The organism is Arthrobacter sp. Soil763 (genome assembly GCF_001428365.1).
Classification (GTDB): domain Bacteria; phylum Actinomycetota; class Actinomycetes; order Actinomycetales; family Micrococcaceae; genus Arthrobacter.
The window spans coordinates 1201581-1215256 of the sequence record NZ_LMSH01000002.1 but is presented as its reverse complement, the minus strand read 5'-3'; the positions used below and the strand labels follow the sequence as shown (position 1 = coordinate 1215256).

The 13676-nt window shown below is 68.4% G+C and carries 15 protein-coding genes, 1 tRNA gene and 1 other RNA gene; 7 read left to right on the top strand and 10 right to left on the bottom strand.

Features of this window, described 5'->3' with window-relative positions:
* Positions 1-20: 20 nt before the first annotated feature.
* The 3 genes from ASG71_RS09275 to ASG71_RS09265 all read right to left on the bottom strand — a co-directional run bounded on the left by ASG71_RS09275 (position 21) and on the right by ASG71_RS09265 (position 2709).
* Positions 21-818: an HNH endonuclease family protein gene (locus tag ASG71_RS09275; protein ID WP_056738326.1), complete on the bottom strand. Its 798-nt coding sequence runs from the start codon at positions 816-818 to the stop codon at positions 21-23.
* 123 nt (positions 819-941) lie between these two features.
* Entirely contained in the window at positions 942-1151 is a 210-nt protein-coding gene (locus tag ASG71_RS09270; RefSeq protein ID WP_056738325.1) for a hypothetical protein, read from the bottom strand.
* A 64-nt stretch (positions 1152-1215) separates the two neighbouring features.
* On the bottom strand, positions 1216-2709 hold the full coding sequence (locus ASG71_RS09265; protein WP_082574986.1) for a glyceraldehyde-3-phosphate dehydrogenase: 1494 nt from the start codon (positions 2707-2709) through the stop codon (positions 1216-1218).
* Positions 2710-2987: 278 nt separating this feature from the next.
* On the opposite strand from ASG71_RS09265, the gene ASG71_RS16815 reads away from it, so the two are divergent.
* A complete protein-coding gene (locus tag ASG71_RS16815; RefSeq protein ID WP_200947960.1) occupies positions 2988-3140 on the top strand; it encodes a hypothetical protein in 153 nt (50 codons plus the stop codon).
* Between the two features lie 97 nt (positions 3141-3237).
* Here the strand turns inward: ASG71_RS16815 and rnpB are convergent.
* An RNA gene (gene rnpB, locus ASG71_RS09830) (RNase P RNA component class A) lies at positions 3238-3630 on the bottom strand.
* Between the two features lie 120 nt (positions 3631-3750).
* On the opposite strand from rnpB, the gene ASG71_RS09260 reads away from it, so the two are divergent.
* Together ASG71_RS09260 and ASG71_RS09255 are read left to right on the top strand one after the other, a co-directional pair.
* Positions 3751-4641, top strand: coding sequence for a slipin family protein (locus ASG71_RS09260; RefSeq protein ID WP_056738323.1), 891 nt, complete (start codon positions 3751-3753; stop codon positions 4639-4641).
* A gap of 24 nt (positions 4642-4665) precedes the next feature.
* On the top strand, positions 4666-5430 hold the full coding sequence (locus ASG71_RS09255; protein ID WP_056738322.1) for a YaaA family protein: 765 nt from the start codon (positions 4666-4668) through the stop codon (positions 5428-5430).
* A gap of 13 nt (positions 5431-5443) precedes the next feature.
* Here ASG71_RS09255 and ASG71_RS09250 read toward each other — a convergent pair whose 3' ends face one another.
* Both ASG71_RS09250 and ASG71_RS09245 read right to left on the bottom strand, forming a co-directional pair.
* Positions 5444-6181, bottom strand: a complete 738-nt coding sequence (locus tag ASG71_RS09250; protein WP_056738321.1) for a zinc ribbon domain-containing protein — start codon at positions 6179-6181, stop codon at positions 5444-5446.
* A gap of 69 nt (positions 6182-6250) precedes the next feature.
* Positions 6251-7249 carry a Nif3-like dinuclear metal center hexameric protein gene (locus ASG71_RS09245; protein WP_235563958.1) on the bottom strand — a complete coding sequence of 333 codons (999 nt, stop codon included), beginning with the start codon at positions 7247-7249 and terminating at the stop codon, positions 6251-6253.
* 113 nt (positions 7250-7362) lie between these two features.
* Between ASG71_RS09245 and msrA the strand changes: the two genes are divergently transcribed.
* The 3 genes from msrA to epsC all read left to right on the top strand — a co-directional run bounded on the left by msrA (position 7363) and on the right by epsC (position 9512).
* Entirely contained in the window at positions 7363-7887 is a 525-nt protein-coding gene (gene msrA, locus ASG71_RS09240; protein ID WP_056738320.1) for a peptide-methionine (S)-S-oxide reductase MsrA, read from the top strand.
* A 67-nt stretch (positions 7888-7954) separates the two neighbouring features.
* Positions 7955-8890 (top strand): cysteine synthase A, encoded by a 936-nt coding sequence (gene cysK / locus ASG71_RS09235; protein WP_056738319.1) that lies wholly within the window; start codon positions 7955-7957, stop codon positions 8888-8890.
* A gap of 37 nt (positions 8891-8927) precedes the next feature.
* Entirely contained in the window at positions 8928-9512 is a 585-nt protein-coding gene (gene epsC, locus ASG71_RS09230) for a serine O-acetyltransferase EpsC (protein WP_056738318.1), read from the top strand.
* An 81-nt stretch (positions 9513-9593) separates the two neighbouring features.
* Here the strand turns inward: epsC and gndA are convergent, their stop codons facing one another.
* On the bottom strand, positions 9594-11030 hold the full coding sequence (gene gndA, locus ASG71_RS09225; protein WP_056738317.1) for an NADP-dependent phosphogluconate dehydrogenase: 1437 nt from the start codon (positions 11028-11030) through the stop codon (positions 9594-9596).
* A gap of 224 nt (positions 11031-11254) precedes the next feature.
* On the opposite strand from gndA, the gene ASG71_RS09220 reads away from it, so the two are divergent.
* Entirely contained in the window at positions 11255-11983 is a 729-nt protein-coding gene (locus tag ASG71_RS09220; protein WP_056738316.1) for a FadR/GntR family transcriptional regulator, read from the top strand.
* 131 nt (positions 11984-12114) lie between these two features.
* Here ASG71_RS09220 and ASG71_RS09215 read toward each other — a convergent pair whose 3' ends face one another.
* The 3 genes from ASG71_RS09215 to ASG71_RS09205 form a co-directional block, all read right to left on the bottom strand.
* Positions 12115-12405: a hypothetical protein gene (locus tag ASG71_RS09215; RefSeq protein WP_056738692.1), complete on the bottom strand. Its 291-nt coding sequence runs from the start codon at positions 12403-12405 to the stop codon at positions 12115-12117.
* Positions 12406-12532: 127 nt separating this feature from the next.
* A tRNA-Val gene (locus ASG71_RS09210) sits at positions 12533-12608 on the bottom strand.
* Between the two features lie 155 nt (positions 12609-12763).
* Positions 12764-13657, bottom strand: a complete 894-nt coding sequence (locus ASG71_RS09205; RefSeq protein WP_414826655.1) for an NAD-dependent protein deacetylase — start codon at positions 13655-13657, stop codon at positions 12764-12766.
* Between the last annotated feature and the right edge of the window lie 19 nt (positions 13658-13676).

The window sequence follows — 13676 nt, the reverse complement described above, 5'->3', positions numbered from 1 at the left end:
GCCGCCGCGTCCCCGGCACCTCAACGAGGCAGCACCGTGTGCTGGTTCGGACAGGAACCGAGGACCCGCTGCATCGCGTCCTTTTCGGCGGGGGTCACCCACAGCCCGTAGGCGGCCTTGACCGAAATCTGACGGGCGACGTAATGGCAGCGGAAGTTCCGGTTCGGCGGCAGCCAGGCGGCGGCGTCGGAGGCGCCCTTGTCCTGGTTGGCCTGCCCGTCGACCGCAATCAGGTTCAGCGGGTCGTTGGCGAGGTGCTGGCGCTGGACCGCCGTGAGCTGCTGGGCGCCAGTCCGCCAGGCGTCCCCCAACGCGACGACGTGGTCGATCTGGACGTCCTTGCTTGAGCCTGACCCACGGCGGAACGTTATCGTCCGCCCGGTGTAGGGTTCCTGGAACGTCCCGGCCCCGATCCGGCAGCGGGATCCCGCGGCGAAGCTGGCCCCGGGAAGGTCCCGGCGGAGGATGTCATTGCGGGTGTCACAGCCGTTGCGGTCGACGTCGAGCCACGCCTGCCCGAAGGCGCTGCGGTCGTAGTTTCCGATGCCGGCCGGGTCTCTCACCGGCAGGGCCTCCAACGCGTCGGCGGCGTTCCCGCCGGGGACGGCGCGCACCGCTGCCACGGGCTGCATCCAGCCCCGCGCCAGCACGGGAGCTGCGCTGGGCCCGGTCCCCCGCGGCTCGGCCAGGAGGAACTGGCCGACGGTGAAGAACCATACCGGCAGCACCAGGGCTGCCAGCAGCCCGGCTGCAAGGACCGCCCACGCCTGCCGGGACCGGCGCCGGGCGCGCCGGTAGTCGCGCAAAGTGGCGGTCACGGAGGGATGGCGCGGGGCCGGGGCGGGGACACGCCATCAGCCTAGGCGCGGGCAGCGGCGGCCGCGGGGTTCTCCACAGTGTGCAGGACAGGTCCGCGGCGGGCGCCCGTCAGGTCCGCGTTGTCACTGCTCCCGGGTAACCCGGCGCAGGTCCTCCTCGGCAAGCTTCAGCAGCGCTTCGAGCTGGGCGACGCGGGCGTCGTCGATCTCGCCGGCCTCGCGTTTGGTACGGGCGTCGTCGAGGAGGCGCTTGGCTTCCTTGGCGTTGCTGCGTGCCACGTCGAGGGCGTGTTCGAGGGTGGTTTCGTGCTCCACAGCCGGGTTCTGTTCCATGGCTTTATTGTGGTTCGCTTTCCCGGCCGATGCCAGCGGACCGGCCGGGAAAGCGCGAAGCGTCCTAGCCGACTTCGACCGGCAGGCCGGCGGCGGCCAGCGTGGCCGCGGCGTCCTTGGCGGGGAACGACGGCGGGTTGACGCCGGCCATTTCCTCCATGACCCGGACCACCTGGCAGCTGTAGCCGAACTCGTTGTCGTACCAGACGTAGAGCACCAGGTTCTTGTCGTTGCAGATGGTGGCGAGGCCGTCGACGATGCCGGCACGGCGAGAGCCGACGAAGTCGGTCGAGACGACCTCGGGCGAGTCGATGTAGTCGATCTGCTTGCGGAGGTCCGAGTGCAGGGACATCTCGCGCAGGTAGTCGTTGACCTCGTCCTTGGTGGTGCCGTTCTCCAGGTTCAGGTTCAGGATGGCCATCGACACGTCCGGGGTGGGGACCCGGATGGCGTTGCCGGTGAGTTTGCCCTGCAGCTCGGGCAGCGCCTTCGCTACGGCCTTGGCGGCGCCGGTCTCGGTGATGACCATGTTCAGCGCGGCGGAGCGGCCGCGGCGGTCGCCCTTGTGGAAGTTGTCGATCAGGTTCTGGTCGTTGGTGAAGGAGTGGACCGTTTCCACGTGCCCGTGCACCACGCCGTAGCGGTCGTTGATCGCCTTCAGCACCGGGGTGATGGCGTTGGTGGTGCAGGAGGCCGCGGTGACGATCTTGTCCTCGTCGGTGATCGAACCGTGGTTGATGCCGTGCACGATGTTCTTCAGGTCGCCCTTACCCGGCGCGGTGAGGAGCACGCGGGAGACGCCCTTGCTCTGCAGGTGCTGGGAAAGGCCTTCGGCGTCGCGCCAGCGGCCGGTGTTGTCGACCACGAGCGCATCCTTGATGCCGTAGGCGGTGTAGTCGACGGTGGCCGGGTTGTCCGAGTAGATGACCTGGATCTGCACGCCGTTGGCCGTGATGGTGTCGTTCTCCAGGTCCACCTTGATGGTGCCCTCGAAGGAGCCGTGCACCGAGTCGCGGCGCAGCAGGCTCGCCCGCTTGGTGAGGTCGTTGTCGGACCCGCGGCGCACGACGATTGCGCGCAGCCGCAGCCCGTGGCCGCCGCCGGCCTTTTCAATCAGGAGCCGGGCCAGGAGGCGGCCGATCCGGCCGAAGCCGTAGAGGACGACGTCGGTGCTGGTGCGGTCGTCGCCGCCGCGCTTGCCGACGACCTCGGCGAGTTCCTGGCGCAGGAAGGCGTCCAGGCTGATGCCGTCGCCCTCCGCGCGGTACTTCTCGGTGAGCCGGGCGATGTCGATGGCCGCGGCGCCGAGATCCAGCTTGGTCAGCGCGTCCAGCAGCGGCGCGGTCTCTTCCAGGCGCAGCTCTTCCTTGCTCATGCGGCGCGCGAAGCGGTGGGCTTTGAGGATGTTCATGGTGGACTTATTGATCAGGCTCCGTCCATGGATGGAGGTCACCACGTTGTTCTCGCGGTACAGCCGGCCGATGACCGGAATCATGGCCTCGGCGAGCGCCTCGCGGCCCATCCACGTATCAAGACAAGAATCTGACGTCTGGCTCACAGAACTACCTTCCTAGAATCCCCGCATACGCCCTCGTATACGGATGTCGGCCGCCGGCGGGTGTCCGGAACCTGGGCGCCGCGGGGATTCGGTCCACCCCGGGCGCCTGTGTGCAACGCAAAGAAAAGGCCACCGGCTGCGAACGCAGACCCGGTGGCAGAACATCTACGTTCGCTATCCATTCTAGGGCGGGGCCGGGCCCCCGGACGCCGGCGGCGGCGTGAAGTCACTCACACGGCAGTGGGGCTGGCGGGGCGCCTGTGACGTAGGATGACCGGATGGGACTCATCGTTGCACTTCTTGTCATCTGGCTGATCCTTTCAGCCCTCGGCTTCGTCGTGAAGGGCCTGCTCTGGCTGGCCGTGATCGGCCTCATCCTATTCGTGGCGACCGCCGCCTGGGGCTGGGTGAAGCGCAAGGCCAAGGCCTGAGCGGCTCCAGCACTTAAGGGCTAACGGCGAAGGGCCGGCACCTCGGGTGCCGGCCCTTCGCCGTGTCCCGGCCGGTCCGGCCGGTGCTGTCTTGGGGTGGATGGGTTGACCGATACGCCGGGTTCTGTGTTCCCGCGCTGTTACCGGCGCGGGAGTAGCGGCCATCCATCTACGAACGCCGTTGCCGACGCCCTCCAGCAGCCTACCCGGACACTCGGGCGGGCAGCCCTCGAACGTGTCCTGTCTGGCCTTGCTCCGGGTGGGGTTTACCTAGCCTTCCCGGTCACCCGGGAAGCTGGTGGTCTCTTACACCGCCGTTTCACCCTTACCTGCTGCCCCACCGTGCAAGCACGGCTACGGAGCAGGCGGTCTATTTTCTGTGGCACTGGCCTGCGGGTTACCCCGAGTGGGCGTTACCCACCACCCTGCCCTGCGGAGCCCGGACGTTCCTCGAGCCACTTGCGTGACGCGCGGCCGCCTGGTCAACCCATCCGCTGTCCATTCTACGGTCCCGCCGCCGCACGGCCGGGCGGCCCGCCGGACCGGCGCCTTTTTCCCTCTCCGGTGGGAGAATTGAAGCAACATTCCCGCCAGGCAAGGGGGCGTCAGGATGGACTTCACCGCCGTCGTCGTATGGTTGCTCTTCGCACTGCTGCTGCTGTTCCTGGCCCGGGCCTCCATCCGGATCGTGCGCCAGTACGAGCAGGGCGTGCTGTTCCGGCTGGGCCGGGTCATCGGCGTGCGGATGCCGGGGCTGCGCTTCATCGTCCCGGTCATCGACCGGATCCAGCTGGTCAGTCTCCGGATCGTGACCATGCCCATCCAGTCCCAAGGCATCATCACCCAGGACAACGTCAGCGTCGACATCTCCGCCGTCGCCTACTACCGGGTGATTGACGCCGTGAAGTCGGTCGTGGCAATCGAGAATGTGGCGGCCGCGATCAACCAGATCGCCCAGACCACGCTGCGGAAGGTGGTCGGCCGGCACAGCCTGGACCAGACCCTCTCCGAGACCGAGCACATCAACAGCGACATCCGCGAGATCCTCGACGCCCTCACCCTGGAGTGGGGCGTCGAGGTGACCCTCGTGGAACTGAAGGACATCCAGCTGCCCGACAGCATGAAGCGCGCCATGGCCCGGCAGGCCGAAGCCGAGCGGGAGAAGCGGGCCAAGATCATTGCGGCCGAGGGCGAATCGATCGCGGCGGTGGCCCTGGGCGAGGCATCGGACATGATGATGGCGCACCCGCTGGCCCTGCAGCTGCGGAACCTGCAGTCGCTCGTCGAGATCGCCGTGGACAAGAACTCCACCGTCGTCTTCCCCGCCCCGCTGATGAGCACCATCGGCGAACTCTCGGCCTTCCTCGCCCGCGAAAACCAAGCCGCCGAGGCCGCCGGCCGCCCCCGGCCCGCCGGAGCCCAGGCCCCGTCGCCGGCCCCGGCTCCCGCGGTCGCCCCGGCTGCCGCCAGCACCCGGGACACCCCGCCGAAAGTCGCCTGAGCTGCGCGCGGCTAAGATCGTACGGTGCTGATTCTGCTGCCGCCCTCCGAAGGCAAGACCCCCGCAACGGGCGGCGACGCCGTCGACCCTGCGTCGCTGAGCTTCCCGGCGCTGAACGCCTACCGCGCCAAGGTCCTGGAGGCGCTGGGGACGGTCAGCGCCCACGAGGACGCCCTGGCCCTGCTGGGCGTCGGCGCGTCGCTGCAGGCCGACGTCGAACGCAACACCCGGCTGCACTCCGAGCCGGCCGCGCCCGCCCACCAGGTGTACTCCGGGGTCCTTTACGACGCCCTGGGCTACCGCACGCTGACGCCTGCGCAGCGGAAGAAAGCGGACGGCTCGGTGCTGGTCATTTCCGCCCTCTGGGGCGCGATCCGCTTCTCCGACCGGGTTCCGGCGTACCGCCTGTCGATGGGCACGGCACTGCCCGACGTCGGCCGGCTGGCTTCCTTCTGGAAGCCGCAGCTGACCGAGGCGCTGGCTGCCATCACGGAGGGCGAGCTGCTGGTGGACTGCCGCTCGAGCACGTACGCGGCTGCCTGGGCGCCGCCGGCCGGACAGACCGTGGCCGTCAATGTCTTCACCGACGTCGGCGGGGTCCGCAAGGTGGTGAGCCACTTCGCCAAGCACACCCGCGGCGAACTCGCCCGGCACCTGCTGAGCCGGCGCGGCAAGGTCCCGCAGACGCCGGAGCAGCTGCACAAGGCCGCCGCCGAAAAATGGACCTCCGAGCTGGTCGGGGGCACGGCCCGGAAGCCGCACACCCTCAACCTGATCCTGCCCGGCTAGGCCGGAAGCCCGGCTAGGCCCACTCGGCGGAGCGGACCAGGATGCATCCGGAATCGGGGCAGAAGACGATGTCGTCCTCGGCGGCGGCCTTGATCTCGGCCAGGTCGCCAGGGCTCAGCTGCATGCCTGAGCCCTCGGAGGTGCCGTGGAAGAGCCGCGCCGCCCCGACGCCCCGCTTGGCCAGCGTCTTCTCGTAGACGGCGAGCATGCCCGCGTCCAGCCCGTCGGCGAACTCGGCGCGCTGGCCGCGCACCACGGTCAGCTCGGCCGCCACCTCGGCGAGCTGTTCGTCCAGCTCGGCACGGATGGCCCCGAATGAGCCCTGGATGTCGTCCACGATCTGCTGCTGTTCGGCCTGGCGGAGGCGGAGCGCGTCGAGCCGTTCGAGGACCTCGAGTTCGACGTCCTCAAGGTCCGAGCGCCGCTTGTTCAGGGAAGCGATGTCGCGCTGCAGGGCCACCAAGTCCTTGGACAGGCCGGTGCCGCTGTTGAGCCGGGCCTCGTCGCGCTCAATCCGCGAGGCGACCTGTTCGACGTCGGCCTCGGCACGCTTAAGTTCGAGCTCGGCGTCGTGCACCGCCACCTTCGCGGATCCCAGTTCACCGTTGGCCACGCCCAGCGCGGCCTCCAGGTCCGTGATCCGGGAGTCGCTTTCAAGGCTGCGGCGGCGGTTGGTCAGGGACTTGATCCTGGCGTCGAGTGCCTGCAATTCGAGCAACTTCAACTGTTCCGCCGGTGCTGCCTTGGCCACTGTTTCCTCCGCTTGTTCACTTTCCGGCCGGTGCCGGGCGCCGTACGGGCGCTCCCTAGACTCTAGCGCCTAGCCCGGAGTCAGGATGAAGTCCCAGGGGTCGCTGTTGGTGGTGCTGACCCGGATCTCCACGTCGTGGCCCTGGTCGCCCAGGACATTGCCCAGCGCCTCGGCGGCGGCCGGCAGCCACAGCCACTCGCTGGCGAAATGCGAAACGTCAATCAGGTAGGGCCGGTCATTGACGGCCGCCTCGCGGGCTTCCGACGCCGGGTGGTGCCGCAGGTCCGCTGTCAGGTAGACGTCGGCGTTGCTGGCCCGGACCTCGTTGAACAGGGAGTCGCCTGCTCCCCCGCACAACGCCACGCGCCGGACCAGGCCGTCACGGTCACCGGAGACCCGGACGCCGCCGGCCACGGAAGGCAGGATGCCGAACACCTTGGCGGCGAACTCCCCCAGGGTCTGCACCTCGGCCAGGTCGCCCACCCGTCCGATGCCCTCCTCGGGCAGGCCGTTGGCGGCTGGAGTCAGCGGCATCACGTCCTGCAACCCCAGCGCATCGGCGAGGACATCCGAGACGCCTCCGACGGCGGAATCACCGTTGGTGTGGACGGTCAGGAGGGCGGTGCCGGACTCGATCAGCCGGTGCACGGCTTTGCCCTTGGGCGTGTTGGCCGCGACGGAGGTGACGCCCTTGAGCAGCAGGGGGTGGTGGGTGATGAGCAGCTCCGCGCCCCAGGCGACGGCTTCCTCGATGACTTCCAGGGTCGGGTCCACGGCGAAGAGGATCCTGCCGACCGGGGCGTTGGGGTGCCCCGCTACCAGGCCCACCTCGTCCCACTGCTCGGCCAGCGATTCGGGCCAAAGCTCCTCGACGGCCAGCATGATGGTCCCCAGCGTGGCCGCGGCCTCCTCAGGGGACTCGCCCGGAGCGGCGGCGTCCACGGGGCCGGTTCCTTCGGCAGCTTCGGCGCCGGCCTCGGTGCCCCCGGCCTCGGCGCTCCCGGGGCTTCCGGTAGCGCCGCCGGGCCCGGCCGGCTGTGCTGAAACGTCGTTGTTCTCAGGTTCCATACCCACATTCTTACCTTATCCGCGGCTCGTGCCGCCCGTGCCGGGCGCCCCTGGTTGGGGCGGGGCCCGGGACGGGCGGGAATGATCTGCGCCGTTCGTCCATTGAACAGGACATGAGAACTTTCGTCCTCGGCGGGGGCTGCTTCTGGTGCCTCGATGCCGTTTACCAGAAGACCAAGGGTGTCAGCTCGGTCGTATCGGGTTACACCGGCGGCCACGACCGGAACCCCGACTACTACGCCGTCTGCTCCGGCACCACCGGCCATGCCGAGGTGGTGGCCGTGACCTTCGACGAGGAGGTCATCCCCGCGGACGTGGTCCTGGACATGTTCTTCGCCCTGCACGACCCCACCACCCTGAACCGGCAGGGCTACGACGTCGGCACGCAGTACCGGTCCTCGATGTTCTACGAGACCACCGAGGAAAAGATCCTGTTCGAGGAAGCGATCGAGCGCAACCAGGCGCTCTGGTCCGATCCGATCGTGACCGAAGTCAGCCGCCTGCCGGTTTTCCACGTCGCGGAGGATTTCCACCAGGACTACTACGCGAAATACCCCGACCAGGGCTACTGCCAGGTGATCATCAACCCGAAGCTGGCCAAGGCCAGGAAATATTACTCTGCATGGCTTAATGCTTAGCCGGGCCTTTACGGCCCTCGTTAGGCTGACCTTAGAATTCCTCCTCACAGATAGGCACATATAACCCATGGCACGGATCTATGACGATGTAACCCAGCTGGTCGGCGGCACTCCGCTGGTGCGGCTCAACCGGCTGAGCGAGGGCCTGGACGCCACCGTCGCGGTCAAGCTCGAGTTCTACAACCCGGCCAACAGCGTCAAGGACCGGATCGGCGTCGCCATTATCGACGCCGCGGAGAAGTCCGGCGCGCTGAAGCCCGGCGGAACCATCGTCGAAGGCACCTCGGGCAACACCGGCATCGCCCTGGCCATGGTCGGCGCCGCGCGCGGCTACAAGGTCATCCTCACGATGCCGGAGACCATGTCCACGGAGCGCCGCGTCATGCTGCGCGCCTACGGTGCCGAGATTGTCCTCACCCCCGGTTCCGAGGGCATGCGCGGAGCGGTGGAAAAGGCCCAGGAGATCGTGGCCAACACGGAGAACTCCATCTGGGCCCAGCAGTTCGCCAACGCCGCCAACCCCGAGGTCCACCGCCGCACCACGGCCGAGGAGGTCTGGGAGGACACCGACGGCAAGGTGGATATCTTCGTCGCCGGCGTCGGCACCGGCGGAACCGTCACCGGCGTCGGCCAGGTGCTCAAGGAGCGCAAGCCCGGCGTGCAGATCGTCGCCGTCGAACCCAAGGACTCCCCCATCCTCAACGGCGGCGCCCCCGGCCCGCACAAGATTCAGGGCCTGGGCGCAAACTTCGTTCCGGAAATCCTCGACACCAACGTCTACGACGAGGTGCTCGACGCGACCCTGGAAGACTCCGTCCGGGTCGCCCGGGACCTGGGCACCAAGGAAGGCATCCTCGGCGGCATCTCCTCCGGCGCGATCGTCTGGGCGGCCCTGGAGCTCGCCAAGCGTCCCGAGAACGCCGGTAAGCTGATTGTTGCTGTCGTCTGCGACTTCGGGGAGCGCTACATCTCCACCGTGCTGTACGACGACATCCGCGGCTAACACCGGCCCCGATTCCAGCTTTCGCAGAAAGGTCTTAGTGAGCTTCTTCGCAAGACTGAAGGAAGACCTCGACGCCGCCCGGTCCCACGACCCGGCGGCGCGGGGCTCTTTTGAGAACTTCTTCGCCTACTCCGGCCTGCACGCCATCTGGGCGCACCGGCTGACGCACCGCATGTGGCAGAATCCGTCGCTGCGTTTCCCGGCACGCCTGATCTCGCAGCTGGCCCGGTTCCTGACCGGGATCGAGATCCATCCGGGCGCCACGATCGGCCGCCGCTTCTTCATCGACCACGGCATGGGCGTGGTGATCGGTGAGACCGCCGAAATCGGCGAGGACGTCATGCTCTACCACGGCGTCACCCTCGGCGGACGCTCGCTGGCCAAGATCAAGCGGCACCCGACGATCGAGGACCGGGTCGTGATCGGCGCCGGCGCCAAGGTGCTGGGCCCGATTACGATCGGCCGGGACAGCGCCATCGGCGCCAACGCCGTCGTGGTCAAGGACGCGCCGGCCGAATCCATCCTCACCGGCGTGCCGGCCACCTGGCGCCACCGTGACGCCCAGCGCGAGACCAAGCCCGCGGTCGACCCGGCCGAGTACCTGATCGAATACCGCATCTAGTCCGCGTTCCAAGCACAGGCTTTAAACGCAGCGGCCGGCGCCCCGGAAGGGGCGCCGGCCGCTGCGTTTAACCGGTCCGGACTAGTGCGTGTCCACCGCGGCGATCTCGGACTTGTCCTCGCCCCAGAGGGTGTGGAACGTGCCCTCGGTGTCGATGCGGCCGTAGGTGTGCGCGCCGAAGAGGTCGCGCTGGCCTTGGATCACGGCGGCCGGCAGGCGCTTGCGGCGCAGCCCGTCGTAGTAGGCCAGCGAGGAGGAGAACACCGGTACCGGGATGCCCAGCTGCACGGCGGTGGCGACCACGCGGCGCCAGGCCGGGAGAACCTCGGCGATGGCCTGGGTGAAGGCCGGGGCGAAGAGCAGGTTGGCCGGCTTCTGATCCGCGGCGTAGGCCTTGGTGATTTCCTTGAGCAGCTCGGCGCGGATGATGCAGCCGCCGCGCCACAGGGAAGCGATCTCGTCCAGCTTCAGGTCCCAGCCGTATTCCGTGGCCGCAGAGGTCAGCATGTCCAGGCCCTGGGCGTAGGAGACGAGCTTGGACGCGTACAGCGCCTGCCGGACGTCCTCGACGAAGGTCTCGGGGACCTCGACGGCGGCCTCGCCGCCGGCGAGCAGCTCCTGGGCCAGCTTGCGCTGGTCGGCCTGGGAGGACAGGGCGCGGGCGAAGACGGACTCGGCGATGCCGGAGACCGGCGACCCCAGTTCCAGGGCGGAGATGACCGTCCAGCGGCCGGTGCCCTTCTGCCCGGCAGCATCCACGACGACGTCCACGAACGGTTTGCCCGTCTTGGCGTCGACGTGGCCGAGGACCTCGGCGGAGATCTCGATCAGGAAGGAGGCCAGCTCCCCCTTGTTCCATTCGGCGAAGATTTTGGACTGCTCGGCCGGCTCGATGCCCGCGCCGGAACGCAGCAGGTCGAAGGCTTCGCCGATGACCTGCATGTCCGCGTATTCAATGCCGTTGTGCACCATCTTGACGAAGTGGCCGGCGCCGTCGGTGCCGATCCAGGCGCAGCAGGGCTGGCCGTCGACGTGGGCGGAGATCTTTTCCAGCAGCGGGCCGAGGGCCTTGTAGGACTCCTTGGAGCCGCCGGGCATGATCGAGGGACCGTTGAGCGCGCCTTCCTCGCCGCCGGAGACGCCGATGCCGACGAAGTGGAGGTCCTTCTTGGCGAGGGCCGCTTCCCGGCGGCGGGTGTCCTCGTAGTGCGAGTTGCCGGCGTCGATGATGATGTCGCCGGGCTCCAGAAGCGGTTCGAGCTGCTCGATCACGGAGTCCACCGGCTTGCCCGCCTTGACCATGATCAGCACGCGGCGGGGCTTCTCCAGCGAGTCGACGAGTTCCTGCAGCGTCTCGGTCCGGACGAAGTCGCCGTCCTGGCCGTGCTTCTCGAGGAGCGCGTCGGTCTTCTCAACGGACCGGTTGTGCAGGGCAACGGTGAAGCCGTTCCGGGCCAGGTTGCGGGCCAGGTTGGCCCCCATCACCGCAAGGCCGGTGACACCGATGTGTGCTGACATCAAAACTCCAATTCATTCTGTGCAACGGGTGCAATTCGCTCCGCGCCGGGCGGGAGCACGCTTTTGGGACCAGTGGCTGTCAATAAACCATATGTATTCCCGCGGACTGCGGGAAAGCAGCGCCCACGTGGCGGAATACGGCGCGTCATAAACAGTCTATGATTTCGGCGGCCGCGGCGCCCGCTGCCGCCGGATAGGCGGCCCGCGCCACTATGCTTACGACTATGTCGACCAGCCTCCATCACCGCGCTATCGAGCATCTGGGCGCCCGCATCGTCGCCGGTGAGCTTCCCGCCGGCCACGTCATGCTGGCAGAACACCTTGAGGACGAACTGAAGGTCTCCCGCTCGGTGGTCCGCGAGGCGGTCCGGGTGCTGCAGTCGCTGGGGCTGGTGGAGACGATCAAACGGGTCGGCATCCGCGTCCTGCCCGCCAACAGGTGGAACCCGTTCGATCCGCTCGTGATCCGCTGGCGGCTGGCCGGCGAGGGCCGCGGCGCCCAGCTGCGTTCCCTGGCCGAGCTGCGGACCGCCGTCGAGCCGGTCGCCGCCGAGCTCGCGGCCGCGAATGCGCCGGACGAACTCCGGTCCGACCTGGTGGAGATCTCCCATGCCATGCGCGAAGCAGGCGTGGCCGGGGACGTCCCGCGGTTCCTCGACCTGGACATCCAGTTCCACTCGCTCCTGCTCACCGGTTCCGGCAACGAGATGTTCGCCAACATGGTGGGCCAGGTTGCCGAGACGCTGACCGGCCGCACGGTCCACGGCCTGATGCCGGACCACCCGCGCAGCTCCGCCCTGCAGTGGCACGTGGACGTGGCCGAATCGATTGCGGCCGGCGACGGCGCCGCCGCCCGGGAGGCCTCCGAGAAGATCATGCGCGAGACCATCGCCGACATGGAGCCAAGCTGGAAGGACCAGCCCCGGGTCTTCGTGCCCGTTCAACGCCGCTAGCCGGAATTAGTCCCGACAATGGCGAAATTCAACCGCTAGACGTTTCACATTTGCCGGAAATCACGGTATATTTCTTTCAAGCCTTCCACCGCGGTATCCCCCAATAATCGCGGTGGAAGGCTTTTCCATTCCTAGGCGGCGTCCGCCACAGCACCGCGGAGCCGCCAGCCCCCGCCGAGGCCGTCGCGGATGAGCTCCATGGTGGTTAGGGCTGATCCCCGGTTGCGGCCCAGCCGGGCCTGGATCTGCCAGACCTCCACGTCGACCCGGCTCAGGCCCTTGGGCATCCGGCGTTCGGCCTCCCACCACGGCACCCGTTCAAACCAGCGGACCGGCTCCGCCCCGACCAGCCATTCGCGGCCGCCGCGTAGCACCGTCACAGGGCGCCCGTCCGGACCGGTCTTCACCATCACATGTTCCATGCCGGCGACAGTACGGGCGGGGACCGACATTTTTCCGTGGCGCCTGCAGCGGCAGGGACGCCGGTGGGCGGGCAGCAAAAAACCCCGCTGCGGGGCCATGACAAGCGCCCTGCAACGGGGTTTTCCTTGGTGGGTCCTACCGGGATCGAACCGATGACATCCACGGTGTAAACGTGGCGCTCTACCAGCTGAGCTAAAGACCCAAAGCATTGTTTCCGCACTTCACCGCGTCAACCAACGAACAATTACTGTACCGGAAGCGGGCGCTGAAACGCTAATTGATGACCACCCCCGGTCGGCCCGGGCGGTGCCGGCACGCGGCCGCCCATGGCCCTGCGGTCCCAGGCGCGAGCCGGGGTCAGAGGCCCGGGAGTTCGGCGGCCAGCCAGGACAGCGATTCGCTCACGCCGGCCTCCAGTTTGATGGTGGCCAGGTCGTCGCCCCGGGTGGGTCCACGGTTGATGATCACCACATCCTTGCCCTGCTTCGCCGCGTGCCGGACGAACCTCAGGCCGCTCATCACGGTCAGGGACGATCCTGCGACCAGCAGGGCCGCCGCGGCGTCGACCATGGCGTACGAGCGCTCCACCCGATCCTTGGGGACGTTTTCGCCGAAGTAGACAAAGTCCGGCTTGAGGGTGCCGCCGCAGGCCGGGCAGTTCGCGACCACGAAGCCCGCGATCAGCTCCGCGTCCTCCACGGTGGCGTCGGCGTCGGGGGCGGTCTCGACGACGCCGGCTGCCAGCGCCTCTTCCAGGAAGCCGGGGTTCAGTTCCTCCAGCACGCCGGCGAGGAGCGTGCGGCTGTAGCGGCGGTGGCAGGCCAGGCAGGTGACCTGATCGAAGCGGCCGTGCAGGTCCACTACGTTGACGCTGCCAGCGTCCTCGTGCAGCCGGTCCACGTTCTGGGTGATCAAGCCTGTCAGCAGCCCGCGCTGTTCCAGCAGGGCGGCGGCCGCGTGGCCGTCGTTGGGGTCGGCCCGGCGCATCCGCGACCAGCCGATGTGGTTGCGGGCCCAGTACCGGCGCCGGTTTTCCGGGGCGCCGATGAATTCCTGGTAGGTCATGGGCGCCCGCGGTGCCGCTCCGGGCCCGCGGTAGTCCGGGATGCCCGAGTCGGTGCTCAGCCCGGCGCCGGTGAGCAGCGCGAAGCGCTCCCCCGCCAGGAGCCCGTGGATTTCGCGGAGCGCTTCGAGGTCGTCCTGCGCCGGCCGGGCGGCAGGAACCGGCGGCAGGCTCGCGAAGCCGGTCATGCCGACTCCGGGCCGCCGC

Coding starts and splice junctions, on each gene's coding strand:
- ASG71_RS09270 (WP_056738325.1), bottom strand. CDS start 1,151: ATGGAACAGAACCCGGCTGTGGAGCACGAAACCACCCTCGAACACGCC.
- ASG71_RS16815 (WP_200947960.1), top strand. CDS start 2,988: ATGGGACTCATCGTTGCACTTCTTGTCATCTGGCTGATCCTTTCAGCC.
- ASG71_RS09260 (WP_056738323.1), top strand. CDS start 3,751: ATGGACTTCACCGCCGTCGTCGTATGGTTGCTCTTCGCACTGCTGCTG.
- ASG71_RS09245 (WP_235563958.1), bottom strand. CDS start 7,249: ATGGAACCTGAGAACAACGACGTTTCAGCACAGCCGGCCGGGCCCGGC.
- msrA (WP_056738320.1), top strand. CDS start 7,363: ATGAGAACTTTCGTCCTCGGCGGGGGCTGCTTCTGGTGCCTCGATGCC.
- cysK (WP_056738319.1), top strand. CDS start 7,955: ATGGCACGGATCTATGACGATGTAACCCAGCTGGTCGGCGGCACTCCG.
- gndA (WP_056738317.1), bottom strand. CDS start 11,030: ATGTCAGCACACATCGGTGTCACCGGCCTTGCGGTGATGGGGGCCAAC.
- ASG71_RS09220 (WP_056738316.1), top strand. CDS start 11,255: ATGTCGACCAGCCTCCATCACCGCGCTATCGAGCATCTGGGCGCCCGC.
- ASG71_RS09215 (WP_056738692.1), bottom strand. CDS start 12,405: ATGGAACATGTGATGGTGAAGACCGGTCCGGACGGGCGCCCTGTGACG.
- ASG71_RS09205 (WP_414826655.1), bottom strand. CDS start 13,657: ATGACCGGCTTCGCGAGCCTGCCGCCGGTTCCTGCCGCCCGGCCGGCG.